At 73.2% G+C, this 25135-nt stretch carries 20 protein-coding genes; 11 read left to right on the top strand and 9 right to left on the bottom strand.

Translation table 11 applies throughout. The annotated features are described in order from the left end of the window. Window positions 1-22: 22 nt before the first annotated feature. Window positions 23-589: a hypothetical protein gene (locus tag ACIBST_RS42355; RefSeq protein WP_397179158.1), complete on the top strand. Its 567-nt coding sequence runs from the start codon at window positions 23-25 to the stop codon at window positions 587-589. Between the two features lie 68 nt (window positions 590-657). On the opposite strand, the gene ACIBST_RS42350 is transcribed toward ACIBST_RS42355, so the two are convergent. Further along, window positions 658-1497: an NmrA family NAD(P)-binding protein gene (locus tag ACIBST_RS42350; protein WP_397179157.1), complete on the bottom strand. Its 840-nt coding sequence runs from the start codon at window positions 1495-1497 to the stop codon at window positions 658-660. 238 nt (window positions 1498-1735) lie between these two features. Here ACIBST_RS42350 and ACIBST_RS42345 point away from each other — a divergent pair, with 238 nt between their 5' ends. The 4 genes from ACIBST_RS42345 (at window position 1736) to ACIBST_RS42330 (ending at window position 4974) form a co-directional block, all read left to right on the top strand. Next, window positions 1736-2434 carry a response regulator transcription factor gene (locus tag ACIBST_RS42345; protein WP_397179156.1) on the top strand — a complete coding sequence of 233 codons (699 nt, stop codon included), beginning with the start codon at window positions 1736-1738 and terminating at the stop codon, window positions 2432-2434. An 88-nt stretch (window positions 2435-2522) separates the two neighbouring features. Further along, window positions 2523-3122, top strand: a complete 600-nt coding sequence (locus ACIBST_RS42340) for an NADPH-dependent FMN reductase (RefSeq protein WP_397179155.1) — start codon at window positions 2523-2525, stop codon at window positions 3120-3122. An 11-nt stretch (window positions 3123-3133) separates the two neighbouring features. Next, on the top strand, window positions 3134-4135 hold the full coding sequence (locus ACIBST_RS42335) for an ATP-binding cassette domain-containing protein (protein ID WP_397179154.1): 1002 nt from the start codon (window positions 3134-3136) through the stop codon (window positions 4133-4135). Beyond that, window positions 4132-4974: an ABC transporter permease gene (locus ACIBST_RS42330; protein WP_397179153.1), complete on the top strand. Its 843-nt coding sequence runs from the start codon at window positions 4132-4134 to the stop codon at window positions 4972-4974. The genes ACIBST_RS42335 and ACIBST_RS42330 overlap by 4 nt, the downstream gene beginning before the upstream one ends. Before the next feature lie 83 nt (window positions 4975-5057). Here ACIBST_RS42330 and ACIBST_RS42325 read toward each other — a convergent pair whose 3' ends face one another. From ACIBST_RS42325 to ACIBST_RS42315, 3 genes are all read right to left on the bottom strand, one after another. Continuing rightward, entirely contained in the window at window positions 5058-5597 is a 540-nt protein-coding gene (locus tag ACIBST_RS42325; protein WP_397179152.1) for a hypothetical protein, read from the bottom strand. 98 nt (window positions 5598-5695) lie between these two features. Then, window positions 5696-8863: an ATP-binding protein gene (locus tag ACIBST_RS42320; protein ID WP_397179151.1), complete on the bottom strand. Its 3168-nt coding sequence runs from the start codon at window positions 8861-8863 to the stop codon at window positions 5696-5698. Window positions 8864-8912: 49 nt separating this feature from the next. Continuing rightward, the gene (locus tag ACIBST_RS42315) at window positions 8913-10109 is read right to left on the bottom strand and encodes a cytochrome P450 (protein ID WP_397179150.1); all 1197 of its coding nucleotides are present in this window, start codon (window positions 10107-10109) and stop codon (window positions 8913-8915) included. 141 nt (window positions 10110-10250) lie between these two features. On the opposite strand from ACIBST_RS42315, the gene ACIBST_RS42310 reads away from it, so the two are divergent. The 3 genes from ACIBST_RS42310 to ACIBST_RS42300 are packed head-to-tail and all read left to right on the top strand — an operon-like array spanning window position 10251 to window position 13581. Beyond that, window positions 10251-11768 carry an FAD-dependent monooxygenase gene (locus ACIBST_RS42310; RefSeq protein ID WP_397179149.1) on the top strand — a complete coding sequence of 506 codons (1518 nt, stop codon included), beginning with the start codon at window positions 10251-10253 and terminating at the stop codon, window positions 11766-11768. A gap of 58 nt (window positions 11769-11826) precedes the next feature. Further along, window positions 11827-12780: an NAD-dependent epimerase/dehydratase family protein gene (locus ACIBST_RS42305; RefSeq protein ID WP_397179148.1), complete on the top strand. Its 954-nt coding sequence runs from the start codon at window positions 11827-11829 to the stop codon at window positions 12778-12780. Window positions 12781-12831: 51 nt separating this feature from the next. Continuing rightward, window positions 12832-13581 carry a sulfite exporter TauE/SafE family protein gene (locus ACIBST_RS42300; RefSeq protein ID WP_397179147.1) on the top strand — a complete coding sequence of 250 codons (750 nt, stop codon included), beginning with the start codon at window positions 12832-12834 and terminating at the stop codon, window positions 13579-13581. On the opposite strand, the gene ACIBST_RS42295 is transcribed toward ACIBST_RS42300, so the two are convergent. From ACIBST_RS42295 to ACIBST_RS42285, 3 genes are all read right to left on the bottom strand, one after another. Beyond that, window positions 13578-14774 carry an FAD-dependent monooxygenase gene (locus ACIBST_RS42295; RefSeq protein WP_397179146.1) on the bottom strand — a complete coding sequence of 399 codons (1197 nt, stop codon included), beginning with the start codon at window positions 14772-14774 and terminating at the stop codon, window positions 13578-13580. The genes ACIBST_RS42300 and ACIBST_RS42295 overlap by 4 nt on opposite strands. Further along, window positions 14771-15367 carry a PadR family transcriptional regulator gene (locus ACIBST_RS42290; protein ID WP_397179145.1) on the bottom strand — a complete coding sequence of 199 codons (597 nt, stop codon included), beginning with the start codon at window positions 15365-15367 and terminating at the stop codon, window positions 14771-14773. Before ACIBST_RS42290 ends, ACIBST_RS42295 begins: the two co-directional genes overlap by 4 nt. Before the next feature lie 63 nt (window positions 15368-15430). Next, entirely contained in the window at window positions 15431-16150 is a 720-nt protein-coding gene (locus tag ACIBST_RS42285) for a hypothetical protein (RefSeq protein ID WP_397179144.1), read from the bottom strand. A gap of 200 nt (window positions 16151-16350) precedes the next feature. On the opposite strand from ACIBST_RS42285, the gene ACIBST_RS42280 reads away from it, so the two are divergent. Then, window positions 16351-17910, top strand: a complete 1560-nt coding sequence (locus tag ACIBST_RS42280; RefSeq protein WP_397179143.1) for a cellulase family glycosylhydrolase — start codon at window positions 16351-16353, stop codon at window positions 17908-17910. A gap of 49 nt (window positions 17911-17959) precedes the next feature. Here the strand turns inward: ACIBST_RS42280 and ACIBST_RS42275 are convergent, their stop codons facing one another. Continuing rightward, window positions 17960-18538, bottom strand: a complete 579-nt coding sequence (locus ACIBST_RS42275; protein ID WP_397179142.1) for a TetR/AcrR family transcriptional regulator — start codon at window positions 18536-18538, stop codon at window positions 17960-17962. A 143-nt stretch (window positions 18539-18681) separates the two neighbouring features. On the opposite strand from ACIBST_RS42275, the gene ACIBST_RS42270 reads away from it, so the two are divergent. Together ACIBST_RS42270 and ACIBST_RS42265 are read left to right on the top strand one after the other, a co-directional pair. Next, window positions 18682-20211, top strand: coding sequence for an MDR family MFS transporter (locus tag ACIBST_RS42270; RefSeq protein ID WP_397179270.1), 1530 nt, complete (start codon window positions 18682-18684; stop codon window positions 20209-20211). A gap of 116 nt (window positions 20212-20327) precedes the next feature. Then, on the top strand, window positions 20328-23231 hold the full coding sequence (locus ACIBST_RS42265; protein WP_397179141.1) for an ATP-binding protein: 2904 nt from the start codon (window positions 20328-20330) through the stop codon (window positions 23229-23231). Here the strand turns inward: ACIBST_RS42265 and ACIBST_RS42260 are convergent. After that, window positions 23228-25135: M28 family peptidase (locus tag ACIBST_RS42260; RefSeq protein WP_397179140.1), on the bottom strand; the 1908-nt coding region annotated here is incomplete at its 5' end. The genes ACIBST_RS42265 and ACIBST_RS42260 overlap by 4 nt on opposite strands.

Genomic DNA, 25135 nt, shown 5'->3' with positions numbered 1-25135 from the left:
CGTCCGTGTGTATGGTGAGCCTGTGGAACGTACTCATGATTTTGGGTACAACCCCGCCGTCGAGAGCCTGCGACTCATCGATCACGGGCTGCCGAGGTCCCTTCCCGGCAACCTGAGCGGACGCTTCCGCTTCACCCCTGCCTCCCTGTACGTCGGCGACCGGATCGCGGCGACCGCCTTCGCCCGCCTGGACGGCTTCGGCCTGTCCTGGGTGGACGTCTGGCTGCTGTCGTTCCGCCGCGGTCGTTGGGCGCTGCGCGCCGGCGACAGCATGTCCGCCGCGCGCAGCGACGACCTGCTGGCCCACCGGCAGGGCGTCTCGGTGCTCAAGGAGCACGGGCTGACCGACGAGAACGGGCGTCTCGACACCAACGCGGGTCGCTGGTTACCCCGGCCGAAGCGGTGGGTGGCCTACGGGCTGCTGCGGCTGTCGGCCGAGGTGGAGACCGTCAGGCTGGGCGGGCGGGAGGTGCCGGTGCCGGGCCACGGCCTGCAGGCGCTCGCCTGGCGGTTGCAGGCCGGGCCGGTGGTCGCCGACCTGCTCGACGACATGGGCGAGACGATCGCGGCGGTGAGCCTGACCGCGTAGGCGCGCCTTGCGTCTCGGGCCGCCCACGCCTCTAGGCGCGCCGGCGTGCGCCACCGTGGGCGCGGGCCTCAGGGCGTGCGGAAGTCGGGCGCGTGGTCGCGGGCCCATGAGCGGAACGTGCGCGCGGGCCGGCCCAGCAGCTCCCGTACCGTGCCGGTCACGCGTTCCGGGGTGTGCGTGAACGACTCCCACGCCCTGAGCCGGGCCTCGACGAACGCCGGATCCCCCCAGGCGGCCGTCAGCTGCTCGCGGGCGACCTCCGGCGGCAGGTCCTCCCAGCGCACCTCGCGGCCGATCTCCTCGCCGACGGTCCGCGCCAGCTCCTCCTGGGTGATCGACTCGGGGCCGGTGATCAGGTACTTGGCGCCGTCGTGGCCGGGGGTGGTGAGCACGTGGGCGACGACGTCCGCGATGTCCCGCTCGTGGATCAGCGATCTGGCGGCCTTTCCGTACGGGAGCCGGACCACGCCTTGCCGGATCTGGGCGGCCCAGGCCAGCGTGTTCGTGGCGAAGTCGATGCCCCGGACGAACGTCCACCGCGTCCCGGACGCCCTGATCAGCCGTTCGATCTCCTGGTGGTAGCTCGTGGCGGGCTCGCCGTCCGCCAGGTCGGGCACGTCCGCCGACAGGTACACGACCTGCTCGGCGCGCCCGGCCACCGTGGTCACCACCCGGGGATCCACGGGGATGCCGGGCCACATCAGGTACACCCGGTCGCCGCCGCGCAGGGCGGTCTCAAGGCTGCCGGGGTCGGCCAGGTCGCCGCGTACGGCCTCGACGCCCTCCGGGAGCACCGCCCGGGCCGGGTCGCGGACCAGCGCCCGCACCTCGTGCCCGGCCTCCGCCAGGGAGGAGATCACATGCCTGCCCACGTTGCCGGTCGCGCCGGTCACCAGAATTCCGCTCATGAAAGGCAGCCTAGAACCTCAACAACAGTCAAGGTCTAGTGAAAGAACCGACTCTTCAGAGTGATAAGCCGCACATTCCGGGTAGCGGCAGGAACGGTGATCGCGCTTCAAGGGATGGGAAGGGCTCGGCCGGCGGCCGGGCCCTTCCGCTTGTTCCAGGGACAACGCGTCGGCATCCTCAGGCGCGTCACAAGCCGTCCTCAGACAAACCTCATGCACGACCGGCATCGTCTCCGGCATGCACCCGACCGGTTCGACCGTCACGCCCGGATCCGCGCGCGACTCGTACGCCGTCCTCGTCGTGGACGAGCGCCCACTCGGCCAGTCCCTCTCCCGCGCGATGCGCCGCTGGGACGTGCGCAGCCTCGGCGGCGGCGAGGCGGTCAGGGCCGTGCGCGGGTTCCGTCCGGGGGCGATCGTCCTGGACGTCAGGGGCGGCGGCGGCCGCTTCCTGCCCCGGCTGCGGGCCGCGCTGCCCGGCGTGCCGGTCCTCTTCCTGACCGCGCCGGACGCCCTGCCCGACCCCTCCCTCGGCCTGCGCGCGGGCGCCGACGACTACGTGATGCGGCCGTTCGGCGTGGACGAGGTCGTGATCAGGCTGCACGGCCTGCTGCGCCGCTCGGCCGGCGCACTGTCCGCCGCCCTGTCGGTCGGCGACCTCACCCTGGACCAGGAGACCCGCGAGGTACGGCGGGCCGGCCAGCAGGTCAGGCTCACCCCGACCGAGTTCGAGCTGCTGCGGCTGCTCATGCGCCATCCGGGACGCGCGCTCAGCAAGGCGCACATCCTCGACCGGGTGTGGGCCTACGACTTCGCCGGCCAGGGCAACATCGTCGAGCTGTACATCTCCTACCTGCGCCGCAAGATCGACGCCGACCGCCGTCCGATGATCCACACCCTGCGCGGCGTCGGCTACGTGCTCAGACCGGCCGCCTGACGGCCCGCTAGATCCCGTCTAGCGGCCGTCTGGCGGCCGTCTGGCGCCTCCTTGGTGAGAGCCCGGAACGGGCCGAGGGAGGTGGACGATGACGGGCAGGGACGACACCGCCGGCGGGAGCGCCGCACCGCTCCGCCTCGCGGTGATCATCGCGAGCACCCGCGTCGGGCGGATGGGCGAGACGGTGGCGAAGTGGTTCGCCGGGCGCGCCCGCGACCGTCCCGACCTGGCGGTCAGCCTCCTCGACCTGGCCGACTACGCCTTCCCCGGCCGCTACCCGGAGCGCGAGACCCCCTCGATGCGCCGCTTCACCGCGGCCGTCGGCGAGGCCGACGCCTTCGCCGTCGTCACCCCCGAGTACAACCGCAGCTTCCCGGCCTCGCTCAAGCAGGCCATCGACTACGCCTACGACGAATGGCAGGCCAAGCCGGCCGGTTTCGTCGCCTACGGCTCGGGATCTTCCGGCCTGTACGCGGTCGAGCAGCTCCGTACCGTCTTCTCCGCCCTGCACGTCGTGACGATGCGCGACTGGGTGGGCCTCGACCTGCTCGGGGACGACGTGGCCGGAAGCGGCGAACCGTACGACACCGACGACCGCGCGCGTGCGGTCGCGACCATGCTCGACCAGCTCACCTGGTGGGGCCGGGCGTTGCGCGACGCCCGGCGCGCCCAGCCGTACTGCTCATGAGAGGAACACCCATGCGAGACCTGGCGATACAGACCTCCGGCCTGGTCAAGGTCTTCGGCGACAACCGCGCCGTGGACGGCCTCGACCTGGAGGTGCCGGCCGGCACCGTCTACGGCGTGCTCGGCCCCAACGGCGCGGGCAAGACCACCGCCGTCCGCATGCTGGCCACCCTGCTGCGGCCGGACGGCGGCGAGGCCACCGTGTTCGGGCACGACGTGGTGCGCGAGGCCGACGCCGTGCGCAGCCGCGTCAGCCTGACCGGCCAGTACGCCTCCGTCGACGAGGACATGACCGGCGCCGAGAACCTGATCCTGCTCGGCCGCCTGCTCGGCCACCGCAAGCCGGCCGCCCGGGAGCGGGCGGCGCAGCTGCTGGAGGCGTTCGGGCTGACGGAGGCCGCGGGACGGCAGGTCAAGACGTACTCGGGCGGCATGCGGCGGCGCATCGACATCGCCGCCAGCATCCTCAACACGCCCGACCTGCTCTTCCTCGACGAGCCGACGACCGGCCTCGACCCGCGCAGCCGCAACCAGGTCTGGGACATCGTCCGCATCGTCGTCGCCCACGGCACCACCGTGCTGCTCACCACCCAGTACCTGGAGGAGGCCGACCGCCTGGCCGGCCGCATCGCGGTCATCGACCACGGCAGGGTCATCGCCGAGGGCACGCCGGGCGAGCTCAAGTCGTCCGTCGGCGCCGGCTCGGTCCACGTGCGGCTGCGCGACCCGGCCACCCGTCCCGAAGCCGAGCGGCTGCTGTCGCAGATCCTCGACGCGCCCGTCTACCTGGACGCCGACCCCGTGTCGCTCACCGCCCGCATCACCGGCCACGGCCGCGAGGCCGCCGCCGCCGAGCAGGCCTCGCGCGCGCTCGGCCGCCTGGCCGAGGCCGGGATCGTCGTCGACGACTTCTCCCTCGGCCAGCCCAGCCTGGACGAGGTCTTCCTCGCCCTCACCGACCACCCCGCCACCGGCACCACCGAGTCCGCGACCGCGCAGGAGGCCGCAGCATGACCGCCACCACCGAGACCGCCACGACCTACTCCCCCGCCGCCGACGTGCTCGGCACCGTCCTGGCCCCCGGGGTGAAGCCGCCCCGGCCGAGCGCGTGGTCGGCGTCGGTCACGTTCGGCTGGCGGGCCATCCTGAAGATCAAGCACGTGCCCGAGCAGCTCTTCGACGTGACCGCGTTCCCGCTCATGATGACGCTGATGTTCACGTACCTGTTCGGCGGCGCCCTGGCCGGCTCCCCGACCGACTACCTGCAGTTCCTGCTGCCCGGCATCATGGTGAGCAGCGTCGTGATGATCACCATGTACACCGGGGTGGAGGTCAACAAGGACATCGAGAAGGGGGTGTTCGACCGCTTCCGCACCCTGCCGATCTGGCGTCCCTCGACCATGGTGGGCTACCTGCTCGGCGACGTCCTGCGCTACACCCTGGCCTCGACGGTCATCCTCGCCGTCGGCCTGGCGCTGGGGTTCCGTCCGCAGGGGGGCGTCACGGGCGTGCTGGCCGGGATCGTGCTGCTGCTCGGCTTCTCCTTCGCCTTCTCGTGGGTGTGGACGATGTTCGGCCTGCTCATGCGGAGCGAGAAGTCGGTGATGGGCATGAGCATGCTCGTCCTGTTCCCGCTGACCTTCCTCAGCAACGTGTACGTCGACCCGGCCACGATGCCCGGCTGGCTGCAGATCTTCGTCAACGTCAACCCGATCACCCGGCTGGTGGCCGCCGTCCGTTCCCTGATGGCGGGCACCCCGGACGTGGGCGAGCTGACCTGGGTCCTGATCGCGTCCGTCCTGCTCATCGCCGTCTTCGGCACCCTGACCATGCGCCTCTACAACCGCAAATAACCGCCATCGCACGGATCGGGCGCGCAGAGCAGGCATCCCCTGCCCTGCGCGCCCGATCCGCGCTGCGCCGGGCCCTCCCAGGGCTAGCAGTAGTGCGGGACCCGGGCGGTGAACTCGGCGGTGGAGAGCAGGACGTCGTGGCCGTCCTTCTCCGGCTCGCGGTACTCCGTGACGATGACCTGCCCAGGGCGGACCTTCTCGCCGCTCTCACCGGTGAAGACCACGCCGTACATGCGGGCGTTCCTCTTGGCGTCGTAGCCGGCCGCCATGTACTTCCGCTCCCGCGGGAACTCCAGGTCGCCCTCGGCCACCGACCATCCCGGGGAGATCTTCTCCAGGTCCAGGTAGGCCATGGATCCGGGCAGCGGCGGTGCGGTGAGGCGTGCCTGGTCCACGAGGCTCTCGTCGCTCCGGTGATAGACGGCCACACCGTCCGGCGGCCGTCCGCACCAGGCCAGGACCAGGGTCAGCCTGCCCTCGGCGTTGACCGTGACGCCGGTCAGGCCGCCGAGGCTCGGCGTGGTCGGGAACGGCAGGCATCCGGTCGCGGCGGTGAGTGCGAGCAGGGCGAGGGCACGCCGCCGTGGACGTCGTCCGATCGTGGTTCCGGAGGCCGGCGGCATCAGGCGTCTCCTCTGCTGGGGCGGTCTGCGGGATGAGATCCGCCTGACGCGGGAGAGGTTCGATGGCCCGAGGTCTCGATGCGGTTGCGAATGCCCGGTTACAGGCGCCAGGTGATGGGCGTGGTGGGCTGGTAGCGGCAGGTGGCGCCGGTGGAGATGGTGGCGCGGAGGTGGGTGGCGAGTTCGGGGTGGGTCTGGGTGAGCTTGCGGAGGGTGTCGCGGATTCGGGCGGTCACCGTCTTGCGGGCCCGTTCGGCTTCGTCGCCCAGACGGCGGGAGCGGCCGCCCAGCCCGGCGGCCGTGCGGAGCTCCTCCAGCAGGGCCGCCCTCTCGCGGTCGTACTCGGCCGCCCGGTCGTCGTCGCCGCGGGCGGCGGCCCGGTCGATCTCGTCGTCGAGGACGGACAGGCGGCGGCGGTAGTCGGCCTTGGCCTCCTCGTCGAGGACGGCGTCGCCGCCCATCGCGCGGGCGGCCAGCACGACGTCGCCGCCCTCCGGGGCCAGCAGAGCGACGGCGGGGATGTCGGCGCCGGGGTGGCCGAGCAGGTGGTGCAGGTCGCGCAGGCCCTTGGCGTCGGGCATGTGGGCCAGCCGCCCGGCGAACCTGAGGGCCCAGACCTCGCCGTCCTTGCGGAAGTCGCCCGTGGCCGGCTCGGGGCCGTCGGCGCGGGCCGGGGCCTGCGGGGGCGCGGGCTCGGCGGCGGCGCTCCCCGGCGGCGGGAGGGTGTCGAGGACGTGCTGCATGCCGAGCTCGGCCGCCTCGCGCCGGACCTCCGCCAGCACGGGACGGGCCCCGTCGGTGTCGCCGCCGGCCAGGAGGGCCTCGGCCAGGCGGGCACGGGCCAGCACCGACCACGGGCGGGCCCGCATCCGGTCGGCCGACCGGTACGCCCGCGCGAACCCCTCGGCCGCCTCCGCCCACCGCCCCTCGGCCAGGTCGAGCAGGGCGATCCACAGGTCGTAGGGGCCGCTGATGTCCCAGCCGTAGTAGGACACCGCCCACCTGCCCCGGTACGGCAGCAGCGCGGCCCGCGCCCCGGCGGCCAGCTCCCGGTCGTGGGTGGCGGCGGCCAGCTCCGCCTGGAAACGCAGCCACAGCGGCTCGGCCATGCGACCCACCCGCGCGCCGGCCGCGTGGTGGCGCAGCGCGGTGCCGACGTCGCCGGCCTGCAGGGCGGTCAGCGCCTCCAGCAGGCCGCGGTCGGGGTGGCGGCCGGCCCTGAGCCTGCGCAGGACGTCTTCCTGCTCCTCCACCCTGCCCTGGAGCCAGCGGATCGCCCAGCGGTGGTGGTCGAGCATGACGTCGAAGTCGTGGTCCTTGCCGTCGAGGGACAGCCCCGTCATCAGCGACTCGGCCTCGGCGAAGCGGCCGGCGAGCGCGGCCACGATGCTGGCGTCGACGGACGTGGTGAGGTTGAGGTGGGCGTCGTCGGTGCTGCGGCCCCTGGCCGCGTAGTCGTGGAACCGGTCGAGGTAGCGGGGGTCGCCCTCCTCGATCATGGCCACCCAGCGCAGGGCGCCGGCGAGGTGTTCGAGCTCGCGGTCGGAGGTGCGCCGGGCGACGTCGAGCAGCTCGCCGGTCAGGGCCACGCGCTCGCCCGCCGTGCCGGGGCCCCAGATGATGTCGTGGTGGGCCCACAGGCTGAAGGCCAGGACGTCGTCGTCGCCTCCCCTGCGGGCCCGGGCGGTGAGGTGGAAGACCAGGTCGAGGGCCAGGCGGTCGTCGGGGGCCGGCTCGCCGACGAGCGCGGCGTGGGCCCGGCGCAGCCGGTCGAGGGAGTCGTCGTGGCCGTGGTGGGAGCGGAAGACCAGCGCGACGCGGGCGGTCAGCTCGGGGTCGCCGAGCTCGGCGGCGACGGCGGCGGCCTCCTCGAACAGCCGGCGGCCCGCGTCGCGCTCGCCGCGGTGGTGCAGCTCCCGGCCGAGGTCGAGGCAGACCAGCACGCGCCGGCGGGGCGCGGCGGCGGCGCTCAGCTCGTGGGCGCGACGCAGGTGGCCGAGCTCCTCCTCGCCGGCCAGCCGGCTGCGGGCGGCGCGGGCGGCGGCCTGGAGCAGGTCGATCGCGCGCTCGGGGTCGACGCGGTCGCCGGCGAGGTAGGCGTGCCGGGCCAGGTCGCTCGGCAGCATGCGGCTGGCCAGGTCGGGGGCGCCGTCGAGGGCGCGCACCACGGCGGCGTGCAGGTCGCGCACGTCGGCGACGGCGTCGTAGAGGGTCTCGCGGACGAGGTCGTGGGCGAAGGCGAACCGGCCGCCGCCCTTGGTCACCACCAGCCTGGCGATCACGGCGAGATCGAGGAGACGGTCGACGTGCGCGACGGGGGCGGCCACGGTGGCGGCCAGCACCTGGCGGTGGAACTCGCGCCCGAGCACGGCCGCGGCGGGCAGCAGCTCCGACACCGGACGCGGCAGCAGGGACAGCCGGCGCAGCAGCGCGTCGCGGACCCCGGGCGCCACGGCCGTGGCCGAGCCGCCGCTGCGCCACAGCCGGGCCGTCTGCTCGACGAAGAACGGGTTTCCGCCCGTGCGCACGTGGACCTCGGCCACCAGGTCGGCGGGCGGGTCGAGCCCGGCGGTGCGGGCCATGAGGGCGCCCACCCCGGCCTGGTCGAGGCCGGTGAGCGTGATGGTGGTGGCCTTGGCGACGAGCGGCGACAGCAGGTCGCGCAGCGGGTGGTCGACCGGCTCGACCTCGGCGTCGCGGTAGGTGCCGACCAGGAGCAGGCGCTCGAACCAGGTCTGGCGGGCCGCGAATTCAAGCAGCCGCAGCGAGGCGGGGTCGGCCGCGTGGAGGTCGTCGATGACGATCACGAGCGGGTGGTGCTGGGAGAGCGACACCAGGGCGGTGGTGACCGCGTCGTAGATCTGGAACGCGGAGGCGGGGTCGGGGTCGGCGGTGACCTCCAGGTGCGGCTGGGCGAGCGCCGCCGCCTCGCCGAGCAGGGCGGCCAGGCTGCCGCCGGCCGACTGCTCGGCCTCGGCCCACTCGTGGGGGGCGGCCGAGCGGCGCAGGGCGCGGATGACCTGGACCCAGGGCCAGTAGCCGGGGGCGCTGCCGGAGTCCCAGCAGGCGCCGCCGACCACGAGCGCTCCCCTGCGCCTGGCCTCGGCGGCGGCGCTGGTGACGAGCGTGGTCTTGCCGATGCCGGCCTCGCCGGTGACCAGGACCAGGCCGCCGTGGCTGTCGACCACCCGCGCGACCTCGGCGCGCAGCAGCGCGGCGGGGTGGTCCCTGCCGATCAGCTCGTGTGGCCTGGCTTCGGTTGGCATGACACCCGCACGTTATCCGCCGCCGCCGACAAAATCCGCGTGTACGCCGCTACCAGGCGACCTCCAGCTCGGTCAGGCCGTAGACGACGTTGAAGGACCGGAACTCCGGCGTGGACTCCGTCGGGCGCAGGCCGGGGAAGCGCTCGAAGAGCGCGGGGAAGGCGATCTTCATCTCCATGCGGGCGAGCGGCGCGCCCAGGCAGTGGTGGACGCCGTGGCCGAAGGCGACGTGGCCGGGGGCGCCGCGGGTGATGTCGAGGGTGTCGGGGTCGGCGATGAAGGCGGGGTCGCGGTTGGCGGCGGGCAGCGAGCAAAGGATCATCTCGCCCGCGCCGATGGTCCGCCCGGCCAGCTCGACCTCCCTGGACGTGATCTTGACCGTGCCGGAGTGGACGATGCTGAGCCAGCGCAGCAGCTCCTCCACCGTCGCGTCGATGCGCTCGGGCTCCTTGCGCAGGAGTTCGAGCTGCCCGGGGTTGCGCAGCAGGGCCAGCGTGCCGAGCGAGAGCATGTTGGAGGTGGTCTCGTGCCCGGCCAGCAGCAGCAGGTTGCCGATGCCGACGAGCTCGCTGGTGGTCAGGTCGTCGCCGTGCTCGCGGATGAGCATGCCGAGCAGGTCCTCGCCCGGGTCGGTGCGCATGCGGGTGACCAGGTCGCGCATGTACGCCCGCGACTCGAAGCTGGCCGCCACCCGCTCCTCGACCGGCAGCGACAGGTCCAGCATGCGCCCGGAACGCCGCTGGAAGTCGGCGCGGTCCTCGTACGGCACGCCCAGCAGCTCGCAGATCACCAGCGACGGGATCGGCAGCGCGAACGACGACACCAGGTCGGCCGGGGAGCCCGCGGCCTCCATGGCGTCGAGGTGCTCGTGCACGATGTCCCTGATGCGGGGCTCCAGCCGCTTCATCCGGCGGATCGTGAACTCGGGCGTCAGCATCCTGCGCAGCCGGGTGTGCTCGGGCGGGTCCTGGCCGAGCAGGTTGCCCGCGCGCAGCTCGGCGAGCTGTTCCTCGGTCAGCTCGGGCGCTCCCGGCATGCGGGCCGAGCCCTGCCTGGCGAGCCTGAACCGGTCGGCGTCGCCCAGGACCTCGCGGACGTCGGCGTACCGGGTCACCACCCATGCCTCCAGGCCGAGGAGGGTGTCGATGCGCTTGATCCGTTCCTGGTCGCGCACCTCGCCCAGTTCGGGGGCCGGGTCGAACTCCACCCGCCGCATGTGCAGCGGCACCGCCGAGGACTCAGTCATGGAACGACCGTAACAAGTCCGGCGGCCGTCCTCTAGATCGTTCCCGATCGGTGATCCGGCCGGCGGTTTCGGCCCGAGCTTGACGTGGGACGCGCGGCGCTTGGAGTATGCCGCTGATCACCATGACGAATGGGAGCAAGCGTGCGCCAGACCGACATACCGGTACTGATCGCCGGAGGCGGGCCCGTCGGGCTGGCGACGGCCGTGGAGCTGGCCCACCACGGGGTGCGCAGCATGGTCGTCGAGCCGCGCGAGAGCGTGTCGTGGCTGCGTCCGCGCGCCAAGACCACGTCGGCGCGGTCGATGGAGCTGCTGCGCAGGTGGGGGCTGGCCGAGACGGTGCGCGCCCGCGCGCCGCTCGCGGTCTCCTGGTCGGACGAGGCGGTGTTCACGACCGGCCTGCTCGGCCGCGAGATCACCAGGATCGGCGGCTGCTTCGGCCTCGACCTGACCGGCTCCGACCTGGCCGCCGAGCCGGGCCAGCAGGTGCCGCAGCCGATCGTCGAGGAGGTGCTGCGCGAGGCCGTCGGTGACGCGCTGCTCACCGGCTGGCGGGTGACCGGCCTGCGCGAGGACGCCGACGGCGTCACCGCCGACCTGGCCGCCGCGGACGGCGGCACCCGCCAGGTGCGCGCCGCCTACGTCGTCGGCTGCGACGGCGCCCGCAGCGTGACGCGCCCGGCCATCGGCGCCCGCTACGAGGGCCGCCAGGACGCCAGGCCCAACTTCAACGTCGTCTTCCGCGCGCCCGGCCTGGCCGGCCGGGTGCCCCACGGTCCCGCCGTGCACTACTGGGTGCTGAACCCGGCCCAGCCCGGCATGCTCGGCCGGCTCGACCTGGAGGACCTGTGGTGGTGCATCGCCCAGGGCGTCCCGGCGGAGGGCACCGATCCGGTGCGCCTGGTCCGCAACCTGGTCGGGGCCGACGTCGAGGTCGAGATCCTGGCCACCGACCCGTGGACCGCGCGCATGCTGCTGGCCGACCGGTACGCCGGCGAGCGGGTGTTCCTGGCGGGCGACGCCGCGCACCAGAACCCGCCCTACGGCGGCCACGGCTTCAACACCGGCATCGGGGACGCGGTCAACCTCGGCTGGAAGCTGGCCGCCGTGCTGAACGGATGGGCCCCCGCGACCCTGCTGGCCAGCTACGAGGCCGAACGGCGGCCGGTCGCGGCGGCCACGATCGAGGCCGCCGCCGCCAACATGGCCACGCTCGCGCCCGAACTGGCCGATCCCGCCCTGATGGGCCCGGACGCGGAGTTCGAGCGGGTGCGCCCGGCCGTCGCGGAGGCGGTGCGGCGGACCAAGGACAGCGAGTTCCACAGCCTGGACCTGGTGCTGGGGTACACGTACGCGGGGTCGCCGGTGGTGGCCGGGGGGTGTGGCGAGCGGCTGCCGCACCGGTGGCTCGCTCCCGGCGAGTCGCTCTACGACCGGCTCGGGCCGGGGTTCAGCCTGGTGGGCGACCTGTCGTCGCCGGAGGCCAAGGTGCTGACGGAGCGGGCGGCCGAGCTGGGCGTGCCGCTGCGGGAGGTGGACCTGCCGGACCCGGCCGGCACGCTGGCCCTGGTCCGCCCCGACCAGCACGTGGCCTGGCGCCCGTCGCCGGGCCAGGACGCGGCCCACGCCCTGGACCTGGCGATCGGGCGTCCCGCCTGACTCGCCCCCCCGGGCCCGGCGCCCGGGCGGCCGGAACCAGCCGGTCTAGGGTGGGTGCATGCGCGTAGTGGTGATCGGGGCGAGTGGGCACATCGGCACCTATCTGGTCCCGCGCCTGGTGGACGCGGGCCACGACGTGGTCGCGGTGAGCCGGGGCAGGCGGGAGCCGTACACGCCGCACGGCGCGTGGGAGCGGGTCGCCGCCGTGGCCGCCGACCGGGAGGCCGAGGAGGCCGCGGGCACGTTCGGACGGCGGATCGCCGAGCTGGAGCCCGACGTCGTCGTCGACCTCATCTGCTTCACCGAGGCCAGCGCCCGCCACCTGGCCGGGGCGCTGGCCGGCCGGGTCCGGCAGTTCCTGCACTGCGGCACGATCTGGGTGCACGGCCCGAGCACCCGCGTCCCGACGACCGAAGACCGCCCGAAGCGCCCCATCGGCGAGTACGGCCGGCAGAAGGCCGCGATCGAGGCGTACCTGCTCGACCTGGCCGCGCGGGAGGGCTTCCCGGCCACGATCGTCCATCCCGGCCACATCACCGGCCCCGGCTGGATCCCGGTCAACCCGGCCGGCAACCTCGACCCGGCCGTCTTCCAGGCGCTGGCCGACGGCGAGGAGGTGCGGCTGCCCAACCTGGGCATGGAGACCGTGCAGCACGTCCACGCCGACGACGTCGCCCGGCTGTTCGTGGACGCCATGAACAACCCGGCCGCCGCCAGGGGCGAGAGCTTCCACTCGGTGGCCGTGACGGCGCTGACGCTGCGCGGCTACGCCGAGGCGGTGGCGGGCTGGTCCGGCCGGGAGGCGCGGCTGTCGTACCTGCCGTGGGAGCAGTGGCGGGAGACCGTGCCGGAGCACCACGCCCGCGTCACCTATGACCACATCGCGCACAGCCCCCACTGCAGCATGGAGAAGGCCGGGCGGCTGCTCGGCCACCGCCCCCGGCACACCTCGCTGGAGGCGGTCGCCGAGGCGGTCGACTGGCTGGTCCGGGCGGGCACCCTCACCCGCTGACCCCCACCTGACCAGCGAGCGCACCAGGGCCACGCACTAGAGTCACCCGCCATGACACCTTGGGAGATGGCCGCGGTCTTCGCGGCGGGCATCGGGGCGGGGGGCATCAACGCCGTCGTCGGCTCCGGGTCGCTGATCACGTTCCCGACGCTGCTGGCCGTCGGCCTGCCGCCGGTCACCGCCAACGTCTCGAACAACATCGGCCTGGTGCCCGGCGGCGTGACCGGCGTCCTCGGCTACCGCGCCGAGCTCCAGGGTCAGCGCGGCCGCCTGCTCCGGCTGGCCTCGGCCTCCGCGCTGGGCTCGCTGATCGGCGGGCTGCTGCTGCTCAACCTGCCGGAGCGCACGTTCACGGCGGTCGTGACGGTGCTGATCGGGTTGTCGTGCGTGCTGGTCCTGGCCCAGCCCAGGATCAGCCGGCTGCTGGCCAGCCGTCCGCGGCACGTGCACGGCGGACCCTGGCTGTGGCTGGGCGTCCTGGCCGCCGGGGCGTACGGCGGCTACTTCGGCGCGGCGCAGGGCGTGCTGCTCATCGGGCTGCTCGGCATCTTCCTCGACGAGGAGCTGCAGCGCGTCAACGCCGCCAAGAACGTGTTGTCGCTCGTGGTCAACGCCACGGCCGCCGTCCTGTACACGCTGGTGGCCGACGTCGACTGGTGGGCCGTGCTGCTGGTGGCGCTGGGCTCGACGGTCGGCGGGTTCCTGGGGGCGCGGGTGGGACGCAGGCTGCCCGCGCCGGTGTTGCGCGGCGCGGTCGTCTGCATCGGGGTGGTGGCGATCGTCAAGCTGCTGACCGCCTAGGCGGTCACCGGCTCGTCCCAGTCGAGGTGGTGGCGCTGCTCGGGGCCGAGGGCGCGTTCGGGGGCGAGGAACGTCCGGGTGGCCAGCGGCATCATCAGCCGCATCATCGTGACGGCGAAGGGCCCGAGGGTCTTGCTGCTGTTCGTCCGGGAGGCGCGGGCGGCGACCCGCTCGACGCGGTCGCGGCGCAGCCGTACGTAGGCGTCGAACGCGGCGGGCACGGCGGGCAGGTCGCGCAGGCAGCGGGCGAGCTGGACGGCGCTCTCGGCGGCCAGCGAGGCGCCCTGGCCCGAGCTGGGCGAGGGGGCGTGCACCGAGTCGCCCACCAGTACCATCCTGCCGCGGTGCCAGTGCGGGACGCTCGGCATGATCTCCACCGTGCCGAGCGCCGCCAGGTTCCCGGGGGACGTGTGCCGCACCAGCTCCTGCCCCGGCTCCTCGCCCGCGAAGAGCTCGCGCAGGCGGCGCAGCCACTCCCCGGCCGGCACCCGGCGCGCCTGCGCGGACGTCGTCGGCTCGGCGTGCGGCACGTTGCAGAACCAGGCCGTGCGCCCGTCGGGCTGCACCCAGTAGCCGAGGAACGCCCGCCGCCCGAACACGAAGTAGGCCGCCTGCCTCCCGGCCGGCACGGCGACGTCGGCCAGGCCGCCGAAGTTCAGAAGGGGCACGTGGCGCGGCCCCGGCGCGGCCGGGTCGATCAGGGACCGGACCACGGAACGGATGCCGTCGGCCCCCACCAGGATGTCGGCGCTCGCGCTGCCGCCGTCGGCGAATCGCGCGGTCACGCCGCCGGGGTGCTCCTCGACGCCGACCAGGCGCCGGCCGTACTCCGTGCGGATGCCGGCGGCCTGGGCCCGGTCGCGGACCGCGCCGTAGAGCTGCGAGCGCCACATCGCCTGGCTGGGCGGCAGGTCGGGCAGGCCGGCCAGCTCGCCCACGCGCCTGCCCGCGCCGTCGCGGACGACCGTGTGCGCCACCGCCTGGCCGACCGCCCGGACGGTCTCCTCCGCGCCGACGGCCCGCAGCGCCGCGAGCCCGTTCGGGGCGATCGTGAGGGTGCCGCCGACGCCCTCCGCGCCGCGGTCGTACGCCTCGTACAGGGTCGCCTCGATCCCCGCGCGGCGCAGCGCCATCGCGGTGACGGGGCCGGCGATGCCCCCGCCGATCACCAGTGCCGTGTTCACTGCTGTCATTGCCGACTCCCGAACATCTCGTGCCAGGTCCTGGCGTAGTCAGGTGCGCCGAGGGACTCGATGAGGCGGCCGACGAAGGCCAGCTCGGCGTCGAGCACCGCGAGGCGGTAGTCGTCCTCCACGAGGAACACCCAGGCCAGGCCGCCCGCGCGGGCGGCGTCGGCGGTCCGGGCGAGCTCGGCCCGCTGGGCGGTCATCGCCGCCGCGCGCCGCTCCAGCAGCCCGACGGCCTCGGCCGGGTCGAGCACGCTGATCAGCGACAACGCGACGCCGAAGTGCGGATAGTCCTCCTGCGGCGTCGAGACCAGCTCGCGCAGCCAGTCGTAGAGCTCCTCGCGGCCCTCGCCGGTGAGCTCGTAGAGCGTGCGCTCGGGCCGCTCGGTGTCGCGGACGGTCTCCCGCTCGGCGATGAACCCCGCCTTGGCGAGCTGCTTGACGACCATGTAGAGCGAGCCGCGGTTGTACCTGAAGCTCTTGTCCTTGTCGGTCTCCTGCAGGCGGCGGCCCAGCTCGTACGGGTGCATGGGCTCGACCAGCAGGAACGCCAGCACCGCCAGCGCGAGCGGGTTGGCCACCTTGCGGCGCTTCTCCATCCGAGTCTCCTTAGTTGATGTCAACTATCCATAGTCGGCTAGTTGATGTCAACTATAGAGATGTCAGCCCGCCATCCCCACCAGGAACGCCGCCGGGACCAGCGCGAGCGTGAGGACGAGCGCCCACCAGCGGGGCGCGGGGCCCGTCCGGAGCACCGCGACGCCCATGGGCGCCAGCGCGACGGCGAGCCCGGCCAGCCCGGCCAGCGAGACCGGGTCGCTGCCGCCCTTGAGCACGCCGAGCGGCAGCCCGGCGGCCAGCGCCAGCGCCACGCACCTGGCCACGCCGGCCGGCCCGGCCCCGAAGGCCCGGGCGCGGAAGGCGCCGGCGGCCAGCACGACCCAGCCGCCCATGATGCAGACGTTGACCGCCTTGAACACGTGGAAGGCCCCGTACGTGCCGGCGACGACCCGTTCGGCCGCCTCCGGGCCGAGGGCGTCCACGAGCTGGAACGCCAGATGGCTCACCCCGGCGTGGAACACCCTGCCGAACAGCCCCAGCACCGCCAGCGTCACGCCCCACCTGGCCAGAACCGGATGGGTGGCGGCGATCACCCGGCCGAGCGCGGTCACGGCCGGCCACAGCAGCACGGCGCCCGCGGCGTACAGGCTGTAGGACAGGGCCATGCGGCCCGGGTCGGCGGCGTAGGCGGCGAGCTGGCCGGGGAAGAAGTCGTCGGCGCCGAGGCGGACGAGGACTCCGGCCATCAGCAGCGCCGGTCCGAGCACCAGCCCGGCCCCCTCCACCCAGCGTCCGGGGATCGTCATGCGTGTGATCGTCATGCCCGCCATTCAAGTGACGGACGCGTCCGGGCACATTGGCGCGGACGCGAGGGCCCGCACTCCACCTGGCACTACCAGGGCATGAAAGTTTCAGCCGTTCCCGCAGGTCAGCGGGGTTGACCGGGGTGCCCGCATTGACGGGCCCGAACGCGGCGGCCGAGCATGACGCCGCGTTCCCCCTCGCGGAAAGGGCACCCCCCATGCAGACCTCGAAGGCGGCACTGACCGCCCTGGCCACGGTGGTGGCCGGAGCGGCTGTCGCCGTCGCGCTGACCACCAGCCCGGCGGGCGCGGCGACCGGAACAGGGACCGGCTACCTGCACACCAGCGGCAACAAGATCCTCGACAGCACCGGGGCGACCGTCCGGCTGACCGGGATCAACTGGTTCGGCATGGAGACCGACAACAAGACCTTCCACGGCCTGTGGTCGAGCAACCCCTGGAAGAGCCAGATCGACAAGATGGCCTCGCTGGGCTACAACACGCTGCGGGTGCCGTACTCCAACGACGCGCTCAAGCCGGGGGCCACCGCCACCGGGATCAACGACTACGTCAACCCCGACCTGGTCGGCCTGTCCCCCATGCAGATCCTCGACAAGGTCGTGGACTACGCGGGCGTCAAGGGCATGCGGATCATCCTCGACCGCCACCGCCCGACCTCGGCCGGCCAGTCGCCGCTCTGGTACGTCAGCGCCACGCCCGAGAGCACCTGGATCAACGACTGGAAGACGCTGGCCCAGCACTACGCGAACAACCCCACGGTCATCGGCGCCGACCTGCACAACGAGCCGCACGCCGAGGGCACCAACCCCAACGCGACCGGCGCCTGCTGGGGCTGCGGCGACCAGGCCCGCGACTGGCGCCTGGCGGCCGAGCGGGCGGGCAACGCGGTCCTGGGCGTGAACCCCAACTGGCTGATCTTCGTCGAGGGCGTGAGCTGCCCGAGCGGCGGCCTGTCCAACGTCTGGGACAACGATCCCAGCAACGACGAGGACTGCGGCTGGTGGGGCGGCAACCTGTCGAAGGCCGGCCAGTACCCGGTACGGCTGAACGTCGCGAACCGCCTGGTCTACTCACCGCACGAGTACGCCACCTCGGTCTACCACCAGACCTGGTTCGACGCCCCCGACTACCCCGCCAACATGCCCGCCATCTGGGACAAGTACTGGGGATACCTCTACCGGCAGAACATCGCGCCGATCATGATGGGCGAGTTCGGCACCACGCTGGCCTCGAACGTCGACAAGATCTGGCTCCAGGAGCTCATGAAGTACACCGGCACCGGGGTGAACGGCATGTCGTTCACGTACTGGTCGTGGAACCCGAACTCGGGCGACACCGGCGGCATCGCCAATGACGACTGGACCACGATCAACCAGGCCAAGCAGGACATCCTGCAGCCGTACCTGATCCCGCCGGCCGGGGGCGGGGGCAACCCCACGACGTCGCCGACGGCGAACCCGCCGGGGCAGTGCACGGTCGGCTACCAGCAGACCAACGCCTGGCAGGGCGGCTTCCAGGGCGAGGTGACGGTGAAGAACACCGGGACGTCCCCGATCAACGCCTGGACCGCGACCTGGACGCTGCCCTCGGGCGTCACCCTGAACAACGCCTGGAACGCGGTGGTGACGGTCTCGGGCACCACGTGGACCGCCAAGGGGCCCGACTGGGCGCGGAACCTGGCGCCGGGCGCGTCGGTGGTGATCGGCTTCACCGCCAACGGCCCCGCCGCCACCCCCGGGAACACCACCTGCTCCTGACTCCATCTCCCGCTTCCCGCCCGCGTTCCCCTGCCGGGGCCGCGGGCGGTCAGCTGAACGGGCGGGACATCTCGTCGAGCATCTCGGCCATGACCTCCCGCAACGAGCGCGACTGGCGCTCCTCGACCCACAGGTGCGACCCCAGCCGCAACGCCGTGAGGAACCCGGCCGCCATCACCTGCGGCCGCACCGGGCTGTCCCGCTCGGAGATCGCCTGGGCGAGGTCGCGCTCCAGCGCCGCGTGGTTGGCGAGCTGCCGGGCCAGCAGCGACGGGTGCCGCTTGGCCAGGCGGGCGCGCACGGCCCACTCCCGCGCCGGCTCGCCCACCTCCTCGAACACGTCGTCGATCGCGCCGCAGAGCGCCTGCCAGGCGGTACGGCCGGCCGGCTGGGCGCCCACCTTCTCGACCAGGTCGCGGATGCGCTGCTCCTCGCCGTAGAGGACGGCGTCCTCCTTGCCGGCGAAGTAGTTGGAGAACGTGCGGCGCGAGATGTTGGCGGCGTCGGCGATGGTCTCGACCGTGACGGCGTCGAGGCCGTGCTCCCCGACCAGCCGCATGGCCGCCTCGTGCACGGCCTGCCGCGTCTCGGCCTTCTTGCGCTCGCGCAGCCCGCCGGTGCTGTCCATGATGCGCCAAGCCTACCGGCCGGGAATATATGCTCAGCGAGCAAACTTTCCCATTGGGCATTGTTTTACGTAGGAGGAGGCCGCGCATGAGCGCACCGACCGTCCCGGCCGCGCCGCCGGGTCAGATGAGCCATCGGCAGATCATGGAGGCCCTGAGCGGGCTGCTGCTCGTCCTGTTCGTGGCGATGATCAGCGGCACGATCGTGTCGGTCGCGCTGCCGCAGATCATCGGCGCGCTGAACGGCACGCAGTCGCAGTACACCTGGGTGATCACCGCCTCGTTGCTGGCGTCCACGGCCTCCACCCCGATCTGGGGCAAGCTGGCCGACCTGTTCAGCAAGAAGCTGCTGTTGCAGATCTCTATCGTGATCTTCATGGTCAGCTCGGTGGCCTGCGGCTTCGCCCAGGACACCGGCCAGCTCATCGCCTTCCGCGCCCTCCAGGGCCTCGGCATGGGCGCGTTGCAGGTCCTGGTCCAGGTGATCATCGCGGCGATGATCAGCCCCAAGGACCGGGGCAAGTACAACGGCTACCTCGGCGGCGTCATGGCCGTCGCGACCGTGGCCGGGCCGCTGCTCGGCGGCCTGATCGCGGACACCTCCTGGCTCGGCTGGCGCTGGTGCTTCTTCGTGGCGGCGCCGTTCACCGTGGTCGCCTTCCTCCTGCTGCAGAAGACCCTGCGGGTGACCCACGTGCGCCGCGAGGGCGTCAAGGTCGACTACGTCGGCGCCACGCTGATCGCGGCCGGCGTGAGCGTGCTGCTCATCTGGGTGACCTTCGTCGGCAACTCCTTCGACTGGCTGTCCTGGCAGACCGCCGCGATGGTGCTCGGCGGCGTCGCCCTCCTGGCGGTCGCGACCTGGGTGGAGACCGTGGTCAAGGAGCCGGTCGTGCCGCTGCACGTCATCCGCCGCCGTACGCCGGCGCTGGCCATCCTGGCGAGCCTCGCGGTGGGCATGGCGATGTTCGGCGGCTCGGTCTTCCTCGGCCAGTACTTCCAGATCGGCCGCGGCTACAGCCCGACCGAGGCGGGGCTGCTGACGATCCCGATGATGCTCGGCGTGCTGCTGTCCTCGGCGATCTCCGGGCGCATGGTGTCGAGGAGCGGGAACGTCAAGCCGTACATCGTGACCGGGGCGATCGTGCTGACCGCCGGGTTCCTGGTGCTGTCCACGATGGACCACCAGACCTCGCTGGTGCTCATCGCCGGCGCGATGGTGCTGGTCGGCGCGGGCGTCGGCATGTCGATGCAGAACCTCGTCCTCGCGATCCAGAACACCGTGCCGCTGCGCGAGCTGGGCGCGGCCAGCGGGGCCGTGACGTTCTTCCGCTCGCTGGGCGGCACGGTCGGCGTGTCGGTGCTCGGCGCGGTGCTGGCCAACCAGGTCGCGACCGGCATCGCCGAAGGGCTGGCCAAGGTGGGCATCGACCCGGCCAAGGCGGCCGCGGGCGGCAAGAGCACGCTCAACATCGCGGCGCTGCCGGAGCCGTTCAAGGGCATCGTCCGGGCCGCGTACGGCGACGCCACCGGGCACATCTTCCTGATCTCGGCGGGCATCGCCGTGATCGGCGTGATCGCCACCCTGTTCCTCAAGCCGACCAAGCTCCGCGACAGCGTGGACCTGGCCGAACCCGCCCCGGCGGGAGACGGCAGGACCCCCGTCGCCTCCTGAGGCGCCGCCCAGGGCACGGCATTTGACCGGAAAACAGAGGGTTGACCCGCGCTGACCCGTGATGGATAACAGTATTCCGACAGGGGGAGTAAACCTGCACTGTTACGGAGACCCCGATGACAAGCCTGGCTTCTCCTGGGTTGATCGGGCGTGACGCCCAGTTACGCTCACTCGTCGACGCCATCACCGGCCCTCCGGCCGTCATCCTCGTGCAGGGCGAGGCGGGCATCGGGAAGACCCGGCTGGTCAGGGCCGCGCTCGACCTGTTGCCCGACGGCGAACGCACCGTACTGATCGGTCATTGCCACCAGATCCGCGAGCCGTTCCCGTACGGCCCGGTGTTCGACGCGCTGCGGCACGTCGGGTGCGCGCTGCCGGAGACGGGCACGCTCAACCCGGTCACCGGGGCCCTGCGCGGCTACCTGCCGGAGCTGGCCGGGCACCTGCCGCCGGCGCCGTCGCCGCCCCCGCTGGACGACCCGCGCGCCGAGCGCCACCGCCTGTTCCGCGGGGTGCACGCGCTGCTGGCCGCCGCGGGCCCGGCGGTGCTGGTGATCGAGGACCTCCACTGGGCCGACGACGGCACCCGTGACCTGCTGCGCTTCCTCACCGACCAGCCGCCGGCGGGGCTCGCGCTGGTGGTGACGTTCCGCCGGGAGGGGCTGCCGGTGCCGGGGCTGCCGTTCGGGCGCGCGTACCGGCGTCCGCCGGGGGTGCGCAGCGAGGTGATCTCGCTGACGCCGCTGGACGTCGAGGGGGTGCGCCGCCTGACCGGGGCGCTGCTCGGCCGTTCGACGCTGACCGCCGACTTCGTCACGAAACTGCGCGACCGCACGGCGGGGGTGCCGTTCGTGATCGAGGAGGTGGTGCGCTCGTTGCTCGACGACGAGGGCCAGTTACTCGGCGGCGAGGAGGAGCCGGAGGTCCTGGAGCGCATGGCGGTGCCGCTGCTGCTGCGCGAGGCGATGGCCGAGCAGCTCACCGGGCTCTCGCCGGCCGCGCTGCACGCCGTGCACGCCGCCGCCGTGCTCGGGCTGCCCGCCGACGAGCAGCTCATCGCCGCCGTCTCCGGCCACCCCCTCGGCGACGGGCTCAGCCAGGCGCTGAAGGCCGGCGTGCTGCTCGAACAGCACGACGGCCAGTACGGCTTCCGCCACGCCCTCGCCCAGCAGGCCGTCTACGACGCGATCCCCGGCCCCGACCGGCGGCTCACCCACCAGCGGGCGGTGACCGCGCTGTCCGCCCTCGAACCGCCGCCGCTCGTCCAGCTCGCCTACCACGCCAGGCGCGCGGGCGACTTCGAGTCCTGGCAGCGGCACGGCCCGGCGGCGGCCGATCACGCCGCCGCCATCGGCGACATCCCGCTCGCCGTCGAGGTGCTGGCCGGCATGCTGGCCGACCCGAAGCTGCCGCACGACGCGCGCGGCCCGCTCGCGCTGCGGCTCAGCCGGGTGGCCGCGATCGGGCTGTCCTACCGGCGGGTGGTGCGCTCGCTGCGCCACCTGCTGGCCGAGGACTTCCTGTCCCGGCACGTACGCGGCGAGGCCAGGCTCAACCTGGGCGTGCTGCTGTCCAACCAGGCGGGCGTGGTCGCCGCCGGCCGTCAGGAGATCCTGCTCGCCCTGCCCGACCTGCACGACCGGCCGAGCCTGGCCGCGCGCGGGCTGGCGCTGCTGGCGATGCCGGCCTGGGGCGACGAGCCGCTGGCCGTCCACGAGGAGTGGATGAACCGGGCGGAGAAGCTGCTGGCCACGGTCGAGGACCAGGATCCCGAGCTGACCGCCGCCGTGCACGCCAACAAGATCAGCCTGGCCATGATGCTGGGCTCGCCGGACGCCTTCGACCTGGCCGCGACGCTGCCCGCCAACGACCCGTCGGCGGCCGTGCGCAGGCAGGTGGCGCGCGGCTACGCCAACCTGTTCGACTCGGCCATCGCGCTCGGCCACTACGCGGCGGCCGAGCGCTTCGCCGACCAGAGCAGGCGCATCGCCGAGGAGACGGGCGCGCAGTACCCGGTGTTCCTGGTGGAGATGTCCTCGATCCGGCTCGCCCTGCTCACCGGCCGCTGGGAGGGCCTGCGGGAACGGGCCGTCGCGGCGGTCGAGATGACGGCCGAGGCGCCGCTGCTGGCCGTGGACGCCCGGCTCGCGCTGGGCATGCTGGCCCTGGCCAGGGGCGAGTGGGAGGAGGCCGCCGAGCACCTGGTGGCGGCGGGGGTCAACGACGTGGAGTCGGGGTTCCTGCCGGTCGCCGCCGTGGCCTCGGGCGGCCTGATCGAGCTGCACCTGACCCGCGACTGCCCGCACGAGGCGCTGGCCGAGGCCGAGCGGGCGGTGGCCAGGCTGCGCCGCAAGGGCATGTGGGTGTGGGGCGACCAGCTCGTGCTCCCGGCCGCGACAGCGCTGCTGAGGGCCGGACGGGCGGAGGAGGCCGAGGAGCTGGTGGCCGAGTTCGCGGCGGGCATCGAGGGCCGCGACGCGCCCTCCGCGCACGCCGGGCTCGACGCGGCGGCCGGCGCGCTGGCCCTGGACCGGGGCGCGTACGAGGAGGCGGCCAGGTGCTTCGCCAGGGCGCGGGCCGCGTACGAGGCGATGCCGAGGCCCTACAGCGTGGCCAGGACGGCCGAGTCCGAGGCGGCGGCCCGGCTGGCGACGGGCGACCGGGCACGGGCCGCCGACCTGATCGCCGACGCCTGCGAGCGGTACGCCGGCCTGGGCGCGACCCACGACGCCGCCCGCTGCCGCCACCTGATGCGCGAGATCGGGCCGGGCAGCGCGCCGCGCCGGGGCAGGAAGGGCCGCAGCGGGGTGTTGTCGCCGCGGGAGGCCGAGGTGGCCAGGCTGGTCGCGCTGGGCCGGACGAACAGGGAGATCGCCGAGGTGCTGTTCCTGTCCCGGCGGACGGTGGACACGCACGTCGCGCGGGTGCTGCAGAAGCTCGGCGTGCGCACCCGCAACGACGTGAAGGAGCCCCGGCCGGACGACCGGCCGGGGCTCGTCAACCCTGATTCCGATGGTTAGACCGTGATGCTCCAGGAGTCCAGGAAGCCGGTGTCACCGGCGTAGACGTCCTCGATGTCGAGCGTCCAGGTGCCGGCGGCCTGCTGGCTGACCGGGATCGAGAAGGTCCTGGTGCCGTACTGCGTGCAGGTGGTGCCGCCGTAGGCGTCGACCACGTACCAGGTGCCGCTCGGGCCGCGGAGCCAGATGTCGAGGTCCTCGGCGCAGGTGTGGCTGATCGTGATGGACACCTTGACCGGGGAGGCCGCGGTGCCCGTCGCGGTGGACGTGATCGAGCTCTGGGTGTTGGAGTAGTCCCTGATCTGGTAGTCGGTGTCGTTGGTGAACGTCCGGCCGCCCGAGGTGCCCTGGACGGTCAGCGCGTACGACGCGGTGTGCGTCGTCGTCTCGCCGGTGCCGGTCACGGTGATCGTGTAGCTGCCCGCCGGGGTGGTGGGCGAGGTCGCGATCGACAGGCTGGACGAGCCGCCCGACGTGATGCTGGCCGGGTTGAACGAGGCCGTGGCGCCGGTCGGCAGGCCGCTCGCGGACAGGTTCACCGTCTGGGCGGTCCCGTTCGTGGTGGTCGAGCCGATCGTCGTGGTGGCGGTGGCGCCGGCCTGCACCGTGCCCGAGCCGGGGTTGGCGGTGAGCGAGAAGTCACGCGGCTGGGTGGTGCCGCCGACCGCCTGCTTCCAGACCGCGTACGCCGCGGCGTCCGCCGCCCGGTCGAGGACGGTGTCGTTGATGTTGGAGGTGGTGTCGCAGGAGGAGTGGTAGCAGGAGTCGTAGGCCCGGTTGGCCGTGCCGCCCCACTTGGTGGCCTGCGCCGAGGTCTTGGTGGCGCTCGCGCCCGCCGCCACGCCCGAGCTGGCGATGCCGGCGTTGCGGAAGGAGGCGTCGTCGGACCGGTTGGCGCCCTCGGTGTTCTCCTCAGGCTGGAGGTTCAGCTTGTCGTAGAACTCCTTCAGGTAGGACGCGCCGGTGGTGGTGATGTTGTTGATGAAGTAGCCGCCGTTGGGCGAGCCGACCATGTCGTAGTTGTAGTAGACCTTGATCTTGGACCGGTCGGTCGAGCTGAGCGAGGCGACGTAGGCCTCGGAGCCGTTCAGGCCCTGCTCCTCGTCGGTCCACCAGCCGAACCGCACGTGCTTGGTGAGCGTGGGGTTCTTCTGGGCCAGGGTCAGCGCGACCTCCAGGAGGGTGGCCGAGCCGGAGCCGTTGTCGTTGATGCCCGGTCCCGCGGACACGCTGTCCAGGTGGGCGCCGGACATGATGACCTGGTTGGCGTCGCCGCCGGGCCAGTCGGCGATCAGGTTGGGGCCGGCGCCGCTGGTGCAGTAGGAGACGCTGCAGGCCTGTCGGGTCACGGTGTACCCGGCCGCCTGGAGCTTCTGCTCGACGTAGGAGACCGACTGCAGGTAGCCCTGGCCGGTGGACCTGCGGTTGCCGCCGTTCGCGGTGGCGATGCTCTGGAACTGCGCCAGGTGCGTCTTGACGTTGGCGACGCTGACGTCAGGCGGGTCCTGGCCGCCGGGGCCGCCGCCGCCGACCGTCAGGGTGTACGTCGCGGTGTGCGTGGTCGAGCCGGTGCCCGTGATGGTGATCGGGTAGGTGCCCTGGGCCGTGGAGGCGCCGACGGACAGGGTCAGCGTGGAGGAGTTGCCGGAGGTCACCGAGGCCGGGTTGAAGCTGGCGGTGGTGCCGCTGGGCAGGCCGGAGGCGGTCAGGTTGACGGTCTGGGCGCTGCCCGAGGTCGTCTGGGTGTTGACCGTGGTGGTGACGGTGGCGCCGGGCTGGGCGCTGCCGGAGGACGGGTTGAGCGACAGCGAGAAGTCCGGGCCGGCGGTGCCGCAGGCGGGCTCGCCGGAGGCGGCGGCGACGCTGACGGCGCTCCAGGCGGCCTTGGTGCTGTTGCACTCGGC

Origin of the sequence: Nonomuraea sp. NPDC049684 (assembly GCF_044465345.1) — a bacterium.
Classification (GTDB): Bacteria; Actinomycetota; Actinomycetes; order Streptosporangiales; family Streptosporangiaceae; genus Nonomuraea.
The sequence above is the reverse complement of the archived record's forward strand: the minus strand, read 5'-3'. Positions and strand labels throughout refer to the sequence as shown.